We start from the raw sequence: 19,450 nt of genomic DNA on the forward strand, positions 1-19,450 counted from the left end.
CGGGAACTCCGCGTTTGACGCTATCCAGATCGAGATATACTCAGACATTTATAAGATCAATGAGGATGCGTGCCCATGGCAATAACACCCACCCGGCAACCGACGCTGACCGAGGCGCCACCGGAGGGCGGCGTGCGCCCTTCCTATGTCAGCGCGCTGGTGCTGCTTGGCACGCTGTTCTTCATGTGGGGGTTCATCACCGTCATCAACAACACGCTGCTGCCGCATCTGCGCAGCGTGTTCGAGCTGAGCTATACACAGACCACACTGATCGAGAGCGTGTGGTTCATCGCCTATTTCTTCGCGTCGATCCCCTCGGCGAAGCTGATCGAACGTATCGGCTACAAGAAGTCGCTCGTCGTCGGTCTGCTCATCATGGCAGCCGGCGCAGTCGGCATGACGGTGGCCGCGAGCATTCCGTCCTACGGCGTCACGCTCGTCATGCTGTTCGTCATCGCGAGCGGAATCACGCTGCTGCAGGTCGCGGCCAACCCCTATGTCGCGGTGATCGGGTCGCCCGAGACAGCGTCGGCGCGCTTGAACCTCGTCCAGGCGCTCAACTCCGCCGGGACGATGCTTGCGCCGCTGTTCGGTGCGTATCTGATCCTCGGGCGCTCGACCAGCGGGACCGCCAAGTCGGGCGCGGTGTTCACCCAGGCCGAGCGGCTCGCCGATGCGCAGTCGGTGGTCCTGCCTTACGTGCTGGTGGCGATCGTGCTCGTCATCCTCGCGGTCGTGATCGCGCGGTTCCCGTTGCCTGCGATGGGCACCTCGACCAGCCGGATGGCGAAGGCCGACCGCAAGAACCATTCGCTGTGGAAGCACCGCAACCTGGTGTTCGGCATCCCCGCGATCTTCATCTACCTGATCGCCGAGATCGGCGTCGCCAACCTGTTCGTCAATTTCGTCAGCCAGCCGCAAATCGCGGACCTGACGCATGAGCAGGCCGGTCGCTACCTCACCTTCCTGTGGGGCTTCATGATGATCGGTCGCTTCCTCGGCTCGTTCATCATGCAGAAGATCCCGGCGGAGACGGTGCTTGCGGCGTTCTCGATCGGCGCGTTCGTCGTGATGCTGGTCACCGTCTTCACGACCGGGCCGATGGCAATGTGGGCGCTGATCCTCGTCGGGCTGTTCCACTCGATCATGTTCCCGACGATCTTCACGCTCGGGATCAAGGGCCTCGGCCCGTTGACCGAGGAAGGGTCGGGGCTGTTGATCATGGCAATTGCCGGCGGTGCTCTGGTCGTCGTGCAGGGGCAGATTGCGGATGCCTATGGGTTGCAGACGTCCTTCCTGCTGACCGCGGCGTGCGAACTGTACATCCTTTTCTACGCCCTGTGGGGCAGTCGGACGACCGAGATCGCATCGGTACCGGGTCAGCCGCTTGAGGAGTGACGAAGGCTTAGCGCCCCGTCTTATTCAAAACAAAACCCGCCGTGCGCCATGCGCACGGCGGGTTTTTCTTAGGTTGTGGAACAGCTCCCCCATACGGGGGAAGCGCTCCCCTAGAACCCCTTCTTCACCGTCACGAAGAACTGCCGCGGGGCGCCGGCGAGCAGCGTCTGGCTGTCGCCGCTCTTGCCGAAGCCGTTCGACCCGATCGTCGCGACATAGCCGAGGTCGGTCAGGTTGGTGACGCTGCCCTCGATCCCCAGTCCGTTGAGCACGCCCTCACCCCGGAAGGTGTAGCCGATCGTCGCATCGACCAGCACGCGGCCCGGGACCGACTGGTCGTTGAGATAGGTGAAGTAGCGCTTTGACATATAGTTGGCGCCGACCCGCGCGAGGAAGTGGCCGTCGTCATAGACCGCCTCGCCCTTCAGCATGTGCTCGGGGTTGTCGGGAACGGTCTTGCCCTTGGTCGCGGTATCGATCTGCCCGACCGAGCCGACCGCGGTGCTGATGACGTTGTCGCGATATTCCGCCTTGCCGTAGGAATAGGAGGCATAAAGCGAAACCGCCGGCATCACCTTGTACGTGCCGGTCACTTCGACGCCGTAGTTGCGCACCGAACCGACGTTCTGCAGCGTCGTCGGGTTGCCCGCGCCGCCCGTTCCGTTCGCCAGCGACAGCAAGCGGTTCGAGAAGTCGACATAATAGCCTGCGATCGACGCCTGGAACCCGGCCATCCGGAAGCGCCCGCCGACTTCGTAGCTGTCCGACCGCTCAGGCTTGAGCGTGTTGCGAATCAGGTCGAGCCCGGCCTGCGTCGTAGCGAAGGGCGACCCGCCGACCGCGCCGGACGTGAACGCGCGCATGTTTTGCGTGAAGGTCGCGAACACCTCGGTCTGGCCGCCGATCCGGTACAAAGCGCCGACCTGCGGCAGGAACCAGTCCTTCGACTCGATCTTTCCGGCAGCGAGCGTGCCGACGATCGCCTTGGCGCGGTTGACGACTTGCAAACCCTTCCACCCGCCGGTCAGCGTCAGGTCGCCCAGCGTCAGCTTGTCGGAGACGTAGTACATCAGCGTCTCGGTGTTGAACTTGGCATCGAACTGCGTGAAAAACGGATTGCTCTTGAACTGAAGCGTCGGCAGCGATGCAGTCGACTGATTGGCAAGACCGTAGAACCGCCGCGCATTCTCGGAATCGTTCGATTCGTACCAGCCGCCGATTTCGAGGTGGTTCGGCCCGGTGTCGACCGCGACATGCCCCAATACGCCACCGCGATGGATATCATATTCGGTCGTGCGTACCGACAGCGAGGCGCCGCCCGGCGTCGGCGTATAGGGCAGATACCAGACGCCCTGCCCGTGATTGTCGTGATAATAGCCGGTCAGCTTGAGCGAGACATGGTCGGTCAGCCGACTGTCGAACGTCGCGCCCGCGAGATAATCCTGCCGCAGCCCGCCAGCATCGTAATAGACGTCGTCGACCGTCTTATAGGGTGCCGGAAAGGTCGTTCCCGCAGCCGGATAGGGCAGCGGGCGGCCGGTGGCGGTGTTCTGGTTCGCATAGACTTGCGCCAGCTGCGTCGCGAGCGGGAAGTTGTTCGAGATATTGTCGAGGTTGTAGCCGAACCGCTTGATCAGATCGAGGCTGAGATCCTGATAGTCCTGCTCGCGCCGGTCCGAATAATCGAAGAAACCGGTGATCGAGCCGCGGCTGCCGAGATCCTGGACGATCTTCGCGTTGACCTGATGCTGGCGCTGTTCGCCGAAGCCCTTCCACTTGTCGGTCTTGAGATAGCCGTAGCTGATATAGCCCTTGAGCCCCTGCCCGGTGATGTCACCGCTCTCGAGCCGGACGAACCCGCGATACGTCTCGTTGCTGCCATAGGTGCCCGACGCGACGATCCCCATCGTGTCCGACGGTTTGAGCGAGGTGAATTCGATCGTTCCGCCGAGGTTGCTGCTCGACGCGGTGCCGAGCGCCCCCGCGCCCTGCGCGACCGACGCGACGCCGAGGTTCTCGGAAATGATCGCGCGGCTGATGTGGAGACCGTTGGTGTTGCCGTAGCTCATGTCGCCGAGCGGAATGCCGTCGAGCGTAAAGCCGAGCTGGTTCTGGTTGAACCCGCGCAGCGTGATCCGCGACGACCATTCGTACGCGCCGAAGGCGTCGGCTGCCTGATAGTTGACGCCGGGAAGCTTGGCGATTGCCTTGAGCGGGGTCGAGCCGGGGGTCAGGCGTTCGATGTCGAGATTGCTGACCGTCTGCACCTGCCGCGCCTGCCCGAAGCCGAGCACGACGATGTCGGACGTGTCGGCGGCGGGGGCGTCGCTTGCGGGGAGGTCGGTCGCCTGCGGCTCGACCGGCGCGGCGGTTTGCGCGACCGCAGCGGTCGAACAAAGGGCAAGCATCATCGAACCCGCAAGCAGGTGAAAACGAAGCGTCATTGCTGGAAACTCCCTGACGGGCCGATTGTCGGCCTCGTCGTGGCGCATGCCGACTTTGTGTTGCGGGGTCATGACCGTTTCGGGTCTAATCCGCGACGGTTCGAGGGGTGCGCGTGTGGCGAGGGCCGCGTTTCGGCTGCTGGCCAACCCACCCCCGGCCCCTCCCTTCCAGGGAGGGGAGGAGAACGGTTGCCTCAACTGCCTCCCCTCCCTGGAAGGGAGGGGTTGGGGGTGGGTCGCTCTCCGTATCGTACACCCTGGGACGCGGACCGCGCGGGGACGGAGCCTTACCCCCCGTAAGCCCCGGCCTTCGCCAACACCCCGCGCGCCTGCTTCAAATGCGGAATATCCAGCATCCGCCCATCGAGCCCAACCGTCCCCGCGCCACCCGCCGCATCGAATGCCGCGACCACCCGCTCGGCGAACGCGACCTCCTCCGCATCGGGGAGATAACTCTCATTGATCGCCGCGACCTGCGCCGGGTGAATCGCCAGCCGCCCGGTAAACCCCTCCGCCCGCGATGCGCGAGACGACGCCCGCAACCCGGCGTCATCGCGGAAATCAACGTACAGCGTATCGACCGCCTGCACCCCCGCCGCCTTCGCGCCGAGCAGCGTCAGCGTCCGCACGGTGCGGTAGGTCAGCGCCCATCCCCCCGCCGGATCGAGATTGGTCGACGCGCCCAGCGCCGCCGCCAGATCCTCCGCCCCCCAGGTCAGCCCGGCAAGCCGCGCCTGCCGCACCTTGGCATAGTCGCCGAGCGTGAATGGCGCGGCGGCAGTCTCGGTCGCGACCGGCAGGATCGCGATCGATCCGGCGGCGACCCCGGCCTGCGCCTCGAGCGCATCGAGATAGAAAGACAGTTGCGCGATATCGGCAGGCCCGCCGCATTTGGGCAGCATCACGCCATCGGGCGCCGCCGCCACCACCGCGACCAGATCGTCGAGCACCATCCCGCTGTCGAGCGGGTTGATCCGGACCCACAACTGGCTGGTCCGCGCCGCCTGCGGCCGATCCGCCAGCAGCCCCGCGACGAGATCGCGCCCGCGTGCCTTGTGCTCAGGCGCGACCGAATCCTCGAGATCCAAAATCAGCGCATCCGCACTGGTGCTGTCGGCCTTGGCGAGCTTCTTCTCGCTGTCGCCCGGGATGAACAGCCACGATCGCAGGTCGATCATGCGCTTGCCTCCACCGGGGTCTTGCGCTGCAATCCGGTCCGCTTGCACGACGCAACGAGTTCCTCCCGCTGGTTGAACGCGCGGTGGACGAAGGTGACTATCCCCGCGTCGGGCCGCGAGCGGGACTCGCGCAGCTCGACCACTTCGGTCTCGATCCGCAGCGTATCGCCGATGAACACCGGCGCGGGAAACCGCACCTCATCCCACCCGAGATTGGCGACCGCGGTGCCGAGCGTCGTATCCCCGACCGAAACGCCGACCATCAGCCCGAGCGTGAAGGTCGAATTGACGATGATCCGCCCGTAGTCGCTGTCCTTCATGTATTCAGCGTCGAGATGCAGCTGCGCCGGGTTATGCGTGAGCGTCGAGAACAACAGGTTATCGGTCTCGGTCACGGTCCGCCGGATCGCGTGGGCAAACGTCTGCCCGACTTCCAACTGCTCGAACCACAATCCCGCCATCGCCTGCCGCTCCCAATTACCGCCCTGTGCCGGGCCTGCTGTGTTGCAAGACCGGCCATACCAGCGATTTTCGGAAGGGCTAGGGCGGGATGGCCTTCCCCCAAACCGTTCGGGGAGAAGGGGTGCTTACCCCAGTGCGGCGATGAACGCGCGCGCGTTCGCGCCGACCTGCTCGGCGGTCGCGCCGACCGAATAGAGCGCACCGCCCAGGCCGAACCCGGCAGCGCCCGCCGCGGTCCACGGTGCCATCCCCTCGGGGGTGATTCCACCGACCGGCAGGACGCGCGCCGTCTTGGGCAACACCGCGCGCATCGCCTTCAGGATCGTCGGGCTTGCCGCCTCTGCCGGGAAAAGCTTGAGCGCAGTCGCACCGGTTTCGAGCGCGAGGAATGCTTCGCTCGGCGTGGCGATCCCCGGCAGCGACACCAGCCCCGCCGCCGCCGTCGCTGCGATGACGCGCGGGTTCATGTTGGGGGAAATGATCATGGTCCCGCCCGCCGCCTGCACCGCGGCGACGCCGTCGGTATCGAGCACGGTCCCCGCCCCGATGATTGCGCGGCCCTCGAACCGCTTCGCCAGACGCGCGACGCTGTCGAGCGGGTCGGGCGAGTTCATCGGCACTTCGATCAGCGTGAACCCCGCCGCGACGAGTTCCTCGCCGATCGCCTCGACCTCGTCGGGCCGGACTCCGCGCAGGATGGCAACGAGCGGGCAACGTGCGAAGGCGGCGTCGAAATCGGAAACCATGGTCATGTGATCATTCTCCAAGCGCCTTTGCCAGCGCGATGATTCCGGCCGCGAACGCGGCGTGGCTGTCGACGACATGGGGCGTGCCGCCATTCGCTTCGACCGCGAGGGCATACAGCCCGCCCAGGTCGGGATCGGACAGGATATGGACATCGCCCGCCCCGGTTTCGAGCCGCACCGCAACGTCGCTGCCGATCAGCAGACCGCTTGCGTAAGAGGCGGCGTCGGCGTCATCGCGCTGCCCGAGCAGCTTGCTCGCGCGGATGCCGAACAACGCGGCGGAAAGGTCGCGTCGCTTGCCCGCTTCGACGCCCTCGCGGAACGCCGCCCCGGGAACGACCGCACCGACGAGCTGGGTCGACAACAATCCGTGACCGCGCAGCAGCGCGAATAGTTCGCCGGTCATCGCGGTGGTGAAATCCACGACGATCCCATCGGCCATCCGCGCCCATTTGCAGTGGGTTCCGGGCTGGCAGAGCAGGCCGTCGCGCGGCACGAGCCCCGCCTCGGCCGCGCCGAGCAACTGCACTTCCTCGCCGCGCATCACGTCCGCCCGGCCACCCCGGAGGACCGACAGGCCCGGAACGATCGCGGTCCGGTCGTCGATCCAGCCGAGCCCCTGCGCGAGCGTCGCGAACCCGGCAGGCACCGCGACATAGGGCAAGTCGCGCCAGCCGATCGTCGACCCGACCATTCCGGCAAGCAGCATCGGAAGATCCCCGAAGCGCGCACGGATATCGGCGACTTCACTGGCGAACCCATCCTTCGCCACGGCGGTGACGCCGCGCGCGTCGCGGTCGGTGGCGACGACCTTGCCCGCCTCGATCCGATAGACGCGACGGTTCGTCGTTCCCCAATCGACCGCAAGGAAGGCATCGGTGAAGGCCGACGATACGGACATGGTCAACGCTTGGACTCCTTCGCACCGACGGCGGCGATCACGCCCGCGCTAAGCGGTTGCGGGCTGCTGCGGTATTTATCTGACTTATTCCGTGTGTCCAGCGGATCCGCACGGGTCTGGATGGTGACAGTGCCCCAACAAACGGTCAGAATGGGCGCTTATGGCCCAGCAGACACAGCCGCCCGCGCGCAACCTGACCTATCGTCTGCTCGACACGATCGGGCTCGCGATCGTCACCGGCCAGTATGAAACCCAGCCCTTCCCGACCGAAGCGCAGCTTGCGCAGACACACGGAGTCAGCCGCTCGGTGACCCGCGAAGCGGTCAAGATGCTGACCGCCAAGGGCCTGCTCAGCGCCCGTCCACGGCAAGGCACGGTCGTCCGCCCGGCCGAAACGTGGAACCTGTTCGACACCGACGTCCTGCGCTGGATGCTCGAGCGCACTTTCTCGGTCGATCTGCTGCGTCAGTTCAGCCAGTTGCGGATCGCGATCGAACCCGAGGCGGCGGCGCTGGCGGCGCAGTTCGGCGGGGCGGCGGACTTGCGGCAGATCGATGCCGGGCTGGACCGGATGATCGCCGCCGATCGCGAAGCGGATGATCCGCTGGACGCCGACATCGCGTTCCACATCGCCATCCTCAAGGCGTCGCGCAATCCGTTCTACGGGCAATTCCGCGATGTCGTCGCCACCGCGCTGCGCACCTCGATCCGCTTCACCAACCGCATCAAGGGGCGTAACGCGAGCATTACCGATCACGCCGCCGTCCGCGACGCGATCGTCGCGCGCGATCCGGTCGCGGCGCGGGCGGCGATGCGCCATCTGATCGGCGACGTGATCGAGCTGATCGACCGAGTCGAAGGGACGGACGGATCGCCGACGGGTTGATGCCGCCCCCGCCGCCGCCTAGGAGCGCGGCAATCATCATACAAAATACGAGTGCCGCCATGCCGACCGCGACCGACCCCGCTCCGCCGCGCGATGGTGTCCTCCGTCTTGGCATCGTCGGCATCGGCAAGATCGCGCGCGATCAGCATGTCCCCGCGATCCTGGCGAATCGCCGCTTTGCCCTGATCGGGACCGCAGATCCGCACGGCAGCCTGGCGGGTGTCGCGGCGTTTCCGGATCTGGCGGCGATGCTGGCCGCCGTGCCCGATCTCGACGCGGTCGCCGTCTGCACGCCGCCGTCGTACCGGGCGGAGATCGCCACCGCCGCGATCGATGCGGGGCTGGCGGTGCTGCTCGAAAAGCCGACCGCCGCAACGCTCGTGGAAGCCGAGGCGATCGTGGCGCACGCCGCCGCCGCCGGCACGACGCTGATGGCGACCTGGCACTCGCGCGAGGCCGCCGCGGTCGCCGAAGCGCGCGCATGGATTGCCGAACGGAACGTCGTGGCGGTCGAGATCGTGTGGAAGGAAGACATCCGCCGCTGGCACCCGGGACAGGAGTGGATCTTAGCGGAGGACGGTTTGGGCGTGTTCGATCCTGGGATCAACGCGCTGTCGATCCTTACCTTCATCCTGCCCGACCCCGTTCGCATCGAAACCGCGCGTATCGCGATCCCCGAAGGCCGAGGTGCCCCGATCGCCGCGACGCTCGCGATGGCGGCAGGCGACATCCGGATCACGGCGGATTTCGACTTCCTGCAAACCGGCCAGCAAAGCTGGGACATGCGGATCGATACCGATCGCGGGAGCCTGTTCCTCAGCGACGGCGGCGCGACGATCGCGATCGACGGGGAAGCACCGCGCAAGTCGGAGAACATCGAGTATCGCTCGATCTACGCGCGGTTTGCGGATCTGGTGGCGGCAGGTGAGTCCGAAGTCGATTTGTCGCCGCTGCGACTGGTCGAAGACGCGCTGCGCATCGCGGATCGCACGACGGTCGCGCCCTTCACGTTTTGAGCGTCGCTCGCCCGGGCCTTCGTTACCGCCGCACCGCCGCCACGTCCGCTTCGGTCCACCCGCCCCCCATCGCCTGGTACAGCGCGACATAGGACGTCAGCCGATCTGCATTCGCCTGCACCAGCGCAAGCTCTGCCGTGAGCAGCCCGCGTTGCGTATCGAGCTGGTCGAGATACGACGAATAGCCCGCCCGGTAGCGGTTCGATGCGTTGCGGAGCGCGGCGGCATAGGCATCGCGCTGCCCGCGGATCGCGACGGCCTGCTCGCCCGAGCGCTGGACCCCGGCGAGACTGTCGTCGACTTCGCGAAACGCGGTCAAAGCGGACCGCCGATAACTGAACGCCGCCTGGTCCCGCCGCGCGACGGTCAGATCGACGTTCGCGCGCAGCCGCCCGCCGTCGAACAACGGCGACAGCACGCTCCCGCCGAGCGAAAAGATCCCGACCGGATTGGCCAATGCGGTCGTCAGGATCACCCCCGCCGAACCGGTCAGCGCAATGTTCGGGAGCAACGCCGCGCGCGCACTGTCGAGGCTGCGGTCGGCGGCGACCAGCGTCTGTTCCGCCTGGAACAGATCGGGCCGGCGGCGCAGCAGATCGGCGGGCAGCCCATCGGGGATCGGTGGCAGGACCAGCGCGGTCAACGCCGCGCCACGCCCGATCGCCCGCGGCGTCGCGCCGAGCAACAGGCTCAGCGCATCCTCTTGCCGCGTGATCGCCAGTTGCGCCTGCGGGATCAGCTGTTCGGTCGCGCGATATTCGCCCTCCGCCTGATGCAGTTCGAGATTGGACGTATAGCCCGTCTCCGCCCGTCGCCGCGCGATCCGCAGCGCATCGCCGCGCGCCGCAAGCGTATCGCGGGCGACCGCCAGCCGCGCGTCGAGCGCGCGTAGCGTGATGTACCCGCTCGCGACGCTGCTCGCGATGGCGAGCCGCACGACGTCGCGCGCGCCTTCGCTCGCGAGCAATTGCGCGCGCGCGGCGGCGCTGGCGTTGCGCAACCGCCCGAACAGGTCGGGGTCGTAGCTGGCGGTGATCGACGGCGTCGCCGTTAGATTGGTACTCGCTGTGCCAAAGGCATTGAGCGCGCGTGAGTCGGTCGTCGGCACCCCCACGCTGACGGTCGGCGACAGTTGCGCGCGCGCCAACCGCTCGGCCGCGCGGGCTTCGTCGACGCGCCCCGCTGCGATCCCCAGGTCGGGATTGTTGGCAAGCGCTTCGGCCACCAGGCGCGTCAGCACCGGATCGCCGAACGCATTCCACCATTCCGCGCGGACCGGCGACCCCGGACCGAGCGCGGTCCGCCATGCCGGTGGCGCGACGATCGCGGTCGCCACCGGTGCCGCGGGCCGCGGACCGACGCAGCCCGTGACCAGCACGCCCAAGGCGACCACGCCCAGCGCGCGTCTCATCGGATCCGCGGCCCGGAGGACGTGTCGATCCGCGTCTGAACCGACATTCCCGGGCGCAGCCGCGCCGCGAGCGGCTGGCCCGGATCGATCTTGATCCGGACTGCGATGCGCTGCGGCACCTTGGTGAAATTGCCCGTCGCATTGTCCGCCTTGAGCACCGCGAATTCGGAACCGGCGGCGGGCGACAGCCGCTCGACATGACCGGTCAGCCGCGCGTTGGCGAGACCGTCGACGGTAAAGCTCGCGGGTTGCCCGACCGCCATGCGCGCGGTTTGCGCTTCCTTGTAATTGGCGATCACCCAGGTTTCGGGCGGCACGAGGAACATCAGCTGCGACCCGGCTGTGACATATTGCCCGACCCGCACGCCCACTTCGCTCAACCGCCCGCTTTCAGGCGCGCGCACCACCGTATTGTCGAAATCGATCTGCGCGAGCCGCTGCGCCGCCTCCGCGCCGCTGACGCCGGCTTGCTGCCCGCCGCGTCCGACCTCGACCGTGCGGATGTCCTGCCGCGCGATCTCGCGCGCGGCCTTGGCCTGCAACACGCCCGCCTGCGCTTGCCGGAGGGCCGCCAGCGTCTGGTCGCGTTCGCGCAGCGACACCGACCCATCGGTGACGAGGTCGTTGACTCGGTTCATGTCCGCCTGCGCGCGGAGCAGCTGAGCGTTGGCGTTGGCCACCGCCGCATCCTGCGCCTGCAAGCTGGCGGCGCGCGCGCGGGCGGTCTGGTCGCTGTTCGCCAGCGTTGCTTCCTGCCCGGCAACCTGCGCCTTGGCCTGATCGACACGCTGGCGGTAGATCCGGTCGTCGATCCGCACCAGCGGTTGTCCCTGCGTCACGCTCGCAAAGTCGCGCACCAGCACCGCGGTCACATAGCCGCTGACCTGCGGGCTGATCACCGTGGTGCGCCCTCGCACATAGGCATTGTCGGTCGCCTGGTTCGCGGTGGCGAAGGGCGGCAGGCGCCACGCATACAGCACCGCGCCGATCCCGACCGCAGACAATACGATCGCGACGATCAACGCCCCGCGCGAGGGACGTGGCGGGCGCCAGCCCGATCCGACCGGCGCAGCGGGGGCGGCGGGGGCGGCAGCGTTCTCCTCGGCGCGGGCCTCGGTGACGGGGGTAGCTGCGACGGGATTTTGCGGAGTCTGGCGCGTGTCGGTCATGCAGGAGCCTTGGCAAGCGCCGCGCGACGTTCGCGCCTCGTGCGGCGAATCAGGAGAATCGCAAGATAGACGGTGGTCAGCCCGGCGAGAACCGCCACCAGCCGAAACGTATCGTCATAGGCAAGGACATTCGCCTCGCGTGTCGCGGTTTGGGCGAGCAGCGCACCGCCCTCGGCGGCGCGCAACGTCGGATCGCCGACGACCCGCCCGACCGCGCCGCCCCCCGCCGCGATCCGCGCAGCCACGATCGGATCGGTCGGGTCGATCGACTGGACGATCGCCGCGCTGTGCGCTTTCTCCGCGATCGTCTGATACGTCCCCAGCAACGCCGCCCCGCCGAGCCCGCCGATCGCATTGACCATCCCGAACAGCGCGAGGAAACTGATGATGTGCCCTGCGCCCGCCTTCAACGCGCGGGTCATGCCGAACAGCAGCGACGGGCCGAGGAAGAAGGTGCCGGCAAACGCGATCACCGCTTGCGTCAGGTACAACTGCGGCGGGCGCGTCAGGCTGGTCGACAGTGAATCGACATAGGCCGCGACCGCGACCAGGCCGATCGCGAGCATCACCGGATGCGTCAGCCGGTTGACGTCGAGCGTCACCGCACTCGCGATGACGCCTGCGATCGAGGCGATGAAGATGATGACGAACAGCGTCCCGAACTGGTCGTTGTTCTGCCCCAATACGGTGAGCAACCCGACCGCGGCATAGGTCTGTTCGGACAGCACCAGCCGCGCCATCAGCGTCACCACCGCGAAACGCACGATATCGGCGCTGCCCAGCCAGCGCGTGTTGAGCAGCGGGTTGGCGCGCCCATGTTCGATCACCAGCGCCGTCGCGAGCAACGGGATCGCGACGACCAGCGACCAGCCGATCCACGGCGCCTCGAACCACCACACGATCCGCCCCTGCCCGAGCACCGCCGAGAACAGCGCAATTGCGACGGCGAACAGCGTGAAAGTGACGAAATCCAGCGGTTCGAACGCGCTTTTGCGTTCGGTCGGGGGCAAACGCAGCAAGCTGACCGCGACCAGCGACAGCAATGCCAGCCCGAATTCGAACAGGTACAGCGCGCGCCATTGCGACATCGCGAGCAGTTCCGGCGAAAACAGTCGCGCCAGCGGGGTCGCGCATTGCGGAATCCCGATCCCGATGACCAGCGCCCGCAACCGCCATTTCGTCGGCAACGCCTGCATCATGTAATAGAGGCTCAACGAACTGAGCGCGGCGCCCGCCATCCCGCTCGCCGCGCGCACCGCGATCGCCGACCAGAACCCGTGGACGAACAGGTGCGCGAACGCGAGCAGCACGTACAATCCAAGGAAAATGATCGTAAAGGGTCGCAGACCGTATTGCTGGCGGAACTTGATCAGCAACAGGTTCATCGACGCATTGGTCATCACGTACACCGTCGGCAACCACGCGATCTCGGTCGGATCGAACCCGAGCGAGCCCTGCAATGTCATGGTGTTGACCGAAATCAGCGCGGTGCCGAGCCCGCCGGTCAACCCCACCAGGATCGCAATCGCGCCATACGCCAAGCGGACGACCGCGGAATGTTCGGGCGATGCGGGCGAGCCGGGCAGTGCGGGCCGCTCATGCGGCGCGAAGGTCCAGTTTTCCTCGGTCAGGAAACGGCGAATGCGACTGGCGGCCATCGTCTTTCCCTACGCGGTTGACCGGGATCGGATCAATCCATCCCTATGGGCGATCGCCCGATAGGGAGGATGCAACGCGCGTCCTTCCCGATCAAAAAACGGTTGTTCGTCCGCGCTCTTGATCCATATCAGTCCATAAAATCGGCGTGGGCGTTACGACCCCCGTCAAAGGGGAAATTGTGTGGCAGATTGTCCAACCGGCGTGGCGGGTCTCGATGACATTCTGGCCGGAGGACTCCAGCGCGGCCGCCTGATCCTGCTCGAAGGCAGCCCGGGCACCGGCAAGACGACCATCTCGACCCAATTCCTGCTGCAAGGGGCCGAGGCGGGCGAGCGGGTGCTGTACATTACCTTGTCGGAAACCGAGGAGGAGTTGCGCGAAGGCGCAGAATCCCACGGCTGGACCTTTCCCCCCAGCTTTACCGTGTTCGAACTCGTCCCTCCCGAAAGTCTGCTCAACGACAACCACCAGCAAAGCCTGCTCTATTCGTCCGACCTGGAACTTGGAGAAACGACAAAGCGGATCTTCGAGATTTTCGAGCAGATCAAGCCGTCGCGGATCGTGCTCGACAGCCTTTCCGAAATCCGTCTGCTGGCGCAGAGCTCGCTGCGCTATCGCCGGCAGATCCTCGCGCTCAAGCATTACTTCGCGCAGCACGACGCGACCGTCCTGATGCTGGACGATCTGACCGCGGACATGATGGACAAGACCGTCCATTCGGTCGCGCATGCGGTCATCCGGCTGGAGGAATTGTCGCCCACGTACGGCGCGGAACGGCGGCGATTGCGCGTCCTGAAATATCGGGGCCGGCGCTATCGCGGGGGCTATCACGATCTGGTCATCGACACCGGCGGGATCCGCGTGTTCCCGCGCCTCGTCTCGGCGGAGCATCGTGGCGCGTTTTCGCGGGAAAGTATTCCGGTCGGCAACGCGGCGTTCGACCGGCTGATCGGCGGCGGTTTCGAACGCGGCGCCAGCACCCTCGTGCTCGGCCCGGCGGGCACGGGCAAGTCGCTGTTGACGCTGAGCTTTGTGAAGGCGGCCGTCGAGCGGGGCGAAAACGCAGCGATGTTCGTCTTCGACGAGGAACTCGGGCTGTTGTTCAGCCGCGCGCTTGGTCTCGGGATCGACCTTGAAGCGATGGTCGCTGCGAACAAGCTCGTGATCGAGCAGATCGACGCGGCTGAACTCTCGCCAGGCGAATTCTCGGAGCGGGTGCGGATCTGTGTCGAACGCTACAAGGCACGGACCGTCGTGATCGACAGCCTCAACGGCTATCAGGCGGCCATGCCGGAAGAGCAGGCGTTGATCCTGCACATGCATGAATTGTTGCAATATCTGAACCGGCAGGGCGTGATGACCTTCCTGACCGTCGCGCAACACGGCTTGGTCGGCGACATGAAATCCCCGGTCGATGTGACCTATCTGGCCGACACCGTGATCCTGTTGCGATATTTCGAAGCGACCGGTCGGGTCCGACGCGCGATCTCGGTCGTTAAGAAACGTATGGGAAGGCACGAAGACACGATCCGCGAATTCAGGATTGGGCAGGCGGGGATTACCCTGGGCAGCCCGCTGACGGCTTTCCAGGGTGTTCTACGCGGCGTCCCGACGTTGATTGGCGAAGACGATGAACTGTTGCTGGACTGACATGCGCAAGACCGCTTCTTGAACCGCACGCTCGCCGAAGGCGCCATCATCCTCGCTCCGCGCGGTCGCGATTCCGCGATTGCACGGGCGATGCTGGAGGAAGGCGGGCTCGAGGCCGAGGTTGCCAGCGACTTGCCGGCGCTGGCGGCGATGGTCGCGCGCGGATGCGGCTACGCCATTCTGACGGAGGAAGCGCTACGCGGCGCGGACTTGCGAGAGCTGACGGCCGTGTTGGCGCAGCAGGCGGAATGGTCGGACCTGCCGTTCATCGTGCTGACCGAACGCGGTGGCGGCCTCGAACGCAATCCTGGGGCAGTCCGGCTGCTCGAGGCGCTCGGCAACGTCACTTTCCTCGAACGTCCGTTTCACCCGACCACGCTGCTGTCGCTTGCCCGTGCCGCGCGGCGCGCGCGTCTGCGCCAGTATGAAGCCCGCAACCGGCTGGAGGATATTCACGCCGGGCAGGAACGCCTCAAACTCGCGATCGCGGCGGGGGGACTGGGGGCGTGGACGCTCGACATGACGACCACCACGCTCCACGTCGAGCCCGATACCAAGGCGCAGTTCGGTCGCACCGCGGACGAGCCGTTCGACTATCTCGATTTGCTCGCCGCGATCCACCCCGACGACCGTGACGATACCGTTGCGGGCGTACGACGCGCTTTGGCGGACGGATCGGATTATCGCGCCGAAGTCCGCTGCCTGTGGCGCGACGGGTCGCTCCATTGGCTGCAGGTCGACGGTCGGGTCGAGCGTAGCCCCGCGGGACGGCCAGTGCGCGTCGTCGGCGTATCGCACGAGATCACCGATCGCCGGGTTATCGAATTGCGGCAGCGCGCGCTGCTGTCGCTGAGCGATCGGTTGCGGGAGGCGCCCGACACCGAAGCGATGTCGTTCGAGGCGGCGGCGATCCTCGGCAGCACGCTTGGGGTCAGCCGTGCCGGCTATGGGATCACCGACCCGGTCGCCGAAACGATTACGATCGAGCGCGATTGGGGCATGCCGGGAATTCCGACGCTCGCCGGCGTGCTGCACTTCCGCGACTATGGTTCGTACATCGAAAATCTGAAGCGCGGCGAGTTGGTCGCGTTTGCCGATGCGCGTACCGATCCGCGCACAGCGACCACGTCCAGCGCACTAGAAGCAATCGACGCGCGCGCGGTCGTCAACCTGCCCCTGACCGAGCGCGGGACGTTTTCGGCACTACTGTATCTGACCAACCGGCAACCGCGGATCTGGACGAAGGACGATCTCACCTTCGTCCGCGACGTGGCGGACCGGACGCAAGCCGCGATCGAACGTCGCCGCGCGGAGGACGCGCTGGCCCAATTGGCGGAGACGCTGGAGCGACAGGTCGCCGAACGCACGCGCGAACGCGATCGGACCTGGCAGAATTCGCAAGACATGCTTGCGATCCTCTCCGACGACGGGATCATCCTGTCGATCAATCCCGCCTGGACCAAGATCCTTGGCTGGACTGCCGAGGAGATCGTCGGGCGCAGCCATCTCGTGTTCGGTCATCCCGACGAGGTACCCGCCAACGAAACCGCACGGGAAGAAACTTTGGCCGCGCCGCTGCGGCAATATGAGAATCGGTTCCGGCACAAGGACGGCAGCTATCGCTGGATCGCCTGGGTCGCGACCCTCGAAGGCGACCGGATCTATGCCAGCGGTCGTCACATCACCGCAGAGCGCGAGGCGCATGCCGATCTGGAACGCGCACAGGACCAGTTGCGCCAAGCGCAGAAGATGGAAGCCGTCGGCCAGCTCACGGGCGGGCTTGCGCATGATTTCAACAACCTGCTGACGGCGATTTCGGGCAGTCTCGAACTGATCCAGGCGCGCATCAAGCAGGGCCGGATCAACGACGTCGATCGCTACATCGGGATGGCGCAACAAGGCGCCAAACGCGCCGCCGCGCTTACGCATCGGTTGCTGGCCTTTTCGCGGCGCCAGACGCTCGACCCCCGCGCGACCGACATCAACCGACTGATCGCGAGCTTCGAGGAGCTGTTGCAACGATCGGTCGGGCCGTCGATCGAACTGGTCATCGTTCGCGATGAAGCGTTGTGGACCACGCTGGTCGATCCGAACCAGCTCGAAAACGCCGTCCTGAACCTGTGCATCAACGCGCGCGACGCCATGCCGGACGGCGGACGCATCACGATCGAGACCGGCAATACGGCACTCGATGCAACCGCCGCGCGTCGAAAGGACATGGCGCCGGGGCAATACATCACGCTGAGCGTCACCGACACAGGATCGGGGATGACCCCAGCGACGATCGCGCGTGCGTTCGACCCGTTCTTTACGACCAAGCCGCTGGGCGAAGGGACCGGACTGGGTTTGTCGATGATCTACGGCTTCGTCCACCAGTCGGGCGGCCAGGTGCGGATCACGTCGGAGATTGGGCATGGAACCACGATGCGGCTGTATTTGCCGCGTTCTGACGAAGTCGCTTCCGCCGATCTCGAGGATCAGGTAGCGCCCGACGCCATCGGTGCATCCAGCGGAAAGACCGTCCTCGTCGTTGACGACGAACCGGACGTGCGGGCGCTGGTCGTCGATACGCTCGCCGATCTCGGCCATTCCGTGCTGGAGGCGGGCGACGGGCCAAGCGCGCTGACGCTGCTGCATTCCACGGACGTGATCGATCTGATGATCACCGACGTCGGATTGCCGAAGGGGATGAACGGGCGGCAGGTCGCAGATGCCGCAAGATTGGCAAGGCCAGACCTCAAGATCCTGTTCATTACCGGCTACGCAGAGAATGCGGCAGTCGGAAATGGACACCTCGACCCAGGCATGCATATACTTACCAAACCGTTTGGGATGGATGTTCTGTCCGCGCGAATACAACAGCTCACCGCATCGTAGATACTCAATTAGGAGTAGTTCAAAGGGTAGTCGCCCCCGCGCATTGCGCCGTCATCCCGTTTCCTCGATACTCCAGCACCGTGCTGAGGGGACTGATAGGATGGACGGGCCAAGGCAAATAACGGGGCGCTTGATGACGTGTAACGACTTCGCCGGGCACGTCGGGACGACCTTCTCGCTCGGCCCTCCCCGGCTGGACGGCATGCCGTTGACGTTGGTCGAAGCGTCACGCAAACGCGGAGGGGGAATCGGCCGGGCGCCTTTCTCGCTCGTCTTCCGGAGTTCATCCGGGGAAACCTTGCCGCAGTCGACCTATCACCTGACTCACCCGGTGATGGGGAAGGTGGACATTTTTCTCGTTCCGTTCCGCCGCGTCGAGAATGGCATGGATTACGTCGCAACGTTCGACTGACCGTCGCGCGAAACGGCGTGTTTTCCCGTCGCAGGGAAGCAACCGAAGAGGCCGCGTCGCGTTGGCCCGACATGACGCGCAAACCGATCAGCTTCTTCATCCATCATCAGGGCCGCGGCCACGCCAATCGCGCGATGGCGATCATCCGGGAACTCCCGGCGGAGCGTCCGGTCAGCGTCTTGTGCGCGCGCCCCGAGTTGTTCGACGGGTTCGACCGGCCGATCGAGATCGTCCCGCTTCCCAACATGATCGGCGCGCCCGTCCCCGCCCCCGGCCTGTTCGCGCAACCCACGCCCGAGATCATGCATTGTGTCCCGCTCGGCGTCGCCAAGACCCGCGGCACGATGCGGACGATCCTCGACCATCTCGACGATGCCGATCCCGCGCTGTTCGTGGTCGACGTTTCCGCCGAAATTGCGATGCTCGCGCGGATCGCGAGCGTCCCTGCGATCAGTTTGCGGATGCATGGCGATCGGCTCGATCCGGGTCATCTCGGCGCGTATCAGGCCAGCGTCGGGTTGCTCGCGCCGTTCGACCGCACGCTCGAACAGGAGGATACGCCCGATTGGGTGAGAGATACGACGTGCTACACCGGCGGGTTGTGCACCACCGTCGACGCCATCCCCACGCGGGAGGCCGCACGAGCCAAGCTCGGGCTCGACCCAACGCAGGAGATCATCGTCGTCCTCACCGGCGGCGGCGGCGCCGGGACGCCCTATGCGCCGTTGACGATGGCGGCGCGCGCGGTTCCGAACGCGCTGTGGCTGGTACTCGGGCCGACGCATCGCGAGGGGCATGAAACCGATTTCGGGAATCTGCGCGAGCTGGGCTGGGTCGCGGGCGTGACCGATTACATCGCCGCAGCGGACGTCGTCATCGCCTCCGCCGGGGACAATACCGTCCACGAAATCGCCCGCGTCGGGCGGCCCTATGTGTGTGCCCCGGAATGGCGATACTTTGCCGAACAGACGCGCAAGGCCGAACGGCTCGCCGAAGTGGGCGCCGCGGTCATGCTGCGGGAATGGCCCGGTGCGCTCGCGCCGTGGCGCAAGATCCTGGATGCTGCGAAAGCGCTCGACCCGGCTGCGCTAGCGGCCCTGTACGACTCTACCGCAGCGCAGAAAGCCGCGACCTATCTCGAACGGATGGCGGTGGATTTGTGGGCGAACGAGACACCGATTTCGACGCAGGTCGCGCAGGGCGTAGGGAACGACGCGCCCCCGTTGCTATCGGCGGCGTAA

The 19,450-nt window shown here is 66.1% G+C and carries 15 protein-coding genes; 7 read left to right on the top strand and 8 right to left on the bottom strand.

The window, feature by feature from the left end; all coding sequences use genetic code 11:
• The first annotated feature begins 75 nt into the window (after positions 1 to 75).
• On the top strand, positions 76 to 1,398 hold the full coding sequence (locus ABIC16_RS16150) for a sugar MFS transporter (protein WP_354291844.1): 1,323 nt from the start codon (positions 76 to 78) through the stop codon (positions 1,396 to 1,398).
• A 110-nt stretch (positions 1,399 to 1,508) separates the two neighbouring features.
• Here the strand turns inward: ABIC16_RS16150 and ABIC16_RS16155 are convergent, their stop codons facing one another.
• From ABIC16_RS16155 to ABIC16_RS16175, 5 genes are all read right to left on the bottom strand, one after another.
• Entirely contained in the window at positions 1,509 to 3,842 is a 2,334-nt protein-coding gene (locus tag ABIC16_RS16155) for a TonB-dependent receptor domain-containing protein (RefSeq protein WP_431358339.1), read from the bottom strand.
• A 287-nt stretch (positions 3,843 to 4,129) separates the two neighbouring features.
• Positions 4,130 to 5,020 carry an HpcH/HpaI aldolase/citrate lyase family protein gene (locus tag ABIC16_RS16160; protein WP_354291845.1) on the bottom strand — a complete coding sequence of 297 codons (891 nt, stop codon included), beginning with the start codon at positions 5,018 to 5,020 and terminating at the stop codon, positions 4,130 to 4,132.
• On the bottom strand, positions 5,017 to 5,481 hold the full coding sequence (locus ABIC16_RS16165; protein ID WP_354291846.1) for a MaoC family dehydratase: 465 nt from the start codon (positions 5,479 to 5,481) through the stop codon (positions 5,017 to 5,019). Before ABIC16_RS16165 ends, ABIC16_RS16160 begins: the two co-directional genes overlap by 4 nt.
• Positions 5,482 to 5,607: 126 nt before the next feature.
• Positions 5,608 to 6,234 (bottom strand): 2-dehydro-3-deoxy-6-phosphogalactonate aldolase, encoded by a 627-nt coding sequence (locus tag ABIC16_RS16170; protein ID WP_277967698.1) that lies wholly within the window; start codon positions 6,232 to 6,234, stop codon positions 5,608 to 5,610.
• A gap of 4 nt (positions 6,235 to 6,238) precedes the next feature.
• Complete coding sequence (locus ABIC16_RS16175) at positions 6,239 to 7,129, bottom strand: 2-dehydro-3-deoxygalactonokinase (RefSeq protein ID WP_354292356.1); 891 nt, start codon at positions 7,127 to 7,129, stop codon at positions 6,239 to 6,241.
• A gap of 160 nt (positions 7,130 to 7,289) precedes the next feature.
• On the opposite strand from ABIC16_RS16175, the gene ABIC16_RS16180 reads away from it, so the two are divergent.
• Both ABIC16_RS16180 and ABIC16_RS16185 read left to right on the top strand, forming a co-directional pair.
• Positions 7,290 to 8,015: a FadR/GntR family transcriptional regulator gene (locus ABIC16_RS16180; protein WP_354291847.1), complete on the top strand. Its 726-nt coding sequence runs from the start codon at positions 7,290 to 7,292 to the stop codon at positions 8,013 to 8,015.
• 59 nt (positions 8,016 to 8,074) lie between these two features.
• The gene (locus ABIC16_RS16185; protein ID WP_354291848.1) at positions 8,075 to 9,031 is read left to right on the top strand and encodes a Gfo/Idh/MocA family protein; all 957 of its coding nucleotides are present in this window, start codon (positions 8,075 to 8,077) and stop codon (positions 9,029 to 9,031) included.
• 22 nt (positions 9,032 to 9,053) lie between these two features.
• Here ABIC16_RS16185 and ABIC16_RS16190 read toward each other — a convergent pair whose 3' ends face one another.
• The 3 genes from ABIC16_RS16190 to ABIC16_RS16200 are packed head-to-tail and all read right to left on the bottom strand — an operon-like array spanning position 9,054 to position 13,269.
• Entirely contained in the window at positions 9,054 to 10,442 is a 1,389-nt protein-coding gene (locus ABIC16_RS16190) for an efflux transporter outer membrane subunit (RefSeq protein ID WP_354291849.1), read from the bottom strand.
• Positions 10,439 to 11,611: an HlyD family secretion protein gene (locus ABIC16_RS16195; RefSeq protein WP_354291850.1), complete on the bottom strand. Its 1,173-nt coding sequence runs from the start codon at positions 11,609 to 11,611 to the stop codon at positions 10,439 to 10,441. Before ABIC16_RS16195 ends, ABIC16_RS16190 begins: the two co-directional genes overlap by 4 nt.
• A complete protein-coding gene (locus ABIC16_RS16200) occupies positions 11,608 to 13,269 on the bottom strand; it encodes an MFS transporter (RefSeq protein WP_354291851.1) in 1,662 nt (553 codons plus the stop codon). The genes ABIC16_RS16195 and ABIC16_RS16200 overlap by 4 nt, the downstream gene beginning before the upstream one ends.
• 202 nt (positions 13,270 to 13,471) lie before the next feature.
• Here ABIC16_RS16200 and ABIC16_RS16205 point away from each other — a divergent pair, with 202 nt between their 5' ends.
• The 4 genes from ABIC16_RS16205 (at position 13,472) to ABIC16_RS16220 (ending at position 19,450) form a co-directional block, all read left to right on the top strand.
• Complete coding sequence (locus ABIC16_RS16205; protein WP_354292357.1) at positions 13,472 to 14,920, top strand: ATPase domain-containing protein; 1,449 nt, start codon at positions 13,472 to 13,474, stop codon at positions 14,918 to 14,920.
• Between the two features lie 18 nt (positions 14,921 to 14,938).
• A complete protein-coding gene (locus ABIC16_RS16210) occupies positions 14,939 to 17,797 on the top strand; it encodes a PAS domain-containing protein (RefSeq protein ID WP_354291852.1) in 2,859 nt (952 codons plus the stop codon).
• Between the two features lie 133 nt (positions 17,798 to 17,930).
• Positions 17,931 to 18,209 (top strand): DUF6916 family protein, encoded by a 279-nt coding sequence (locus tag ABIC16_RS16215; RefSeq protein ID WP_354291853.1) that lies wholly within the window; start codon positions 17,931 to 17,933, stop codon positions 18,207 to 18,209.
• Between the two features lie 71 nt (positions 18,210 to 18,280).
• Positions 18,281 to 19,450 (top strand): glycosyltransferase, encoded by a 1,170-nt coding sequence (locus tag ABIC16_RS16220; RefSeq protein WP_354291854.1) that lies wholly within the window; start codon positions 18,281 to 18,283, stop codon positions 19,448 to 19,450.

It is taken from the genome of Sphingomonas sp. PvP055 (assembly GCF_040546365.1).
Classification (GTDB): domain Bacteria; phylum Pseudomonadota; class Alphaproteobacteria; order Sphingomonadales; family Sphingomonadaceae; genus Sphingomonas; species Sphingomonas echinoides_A.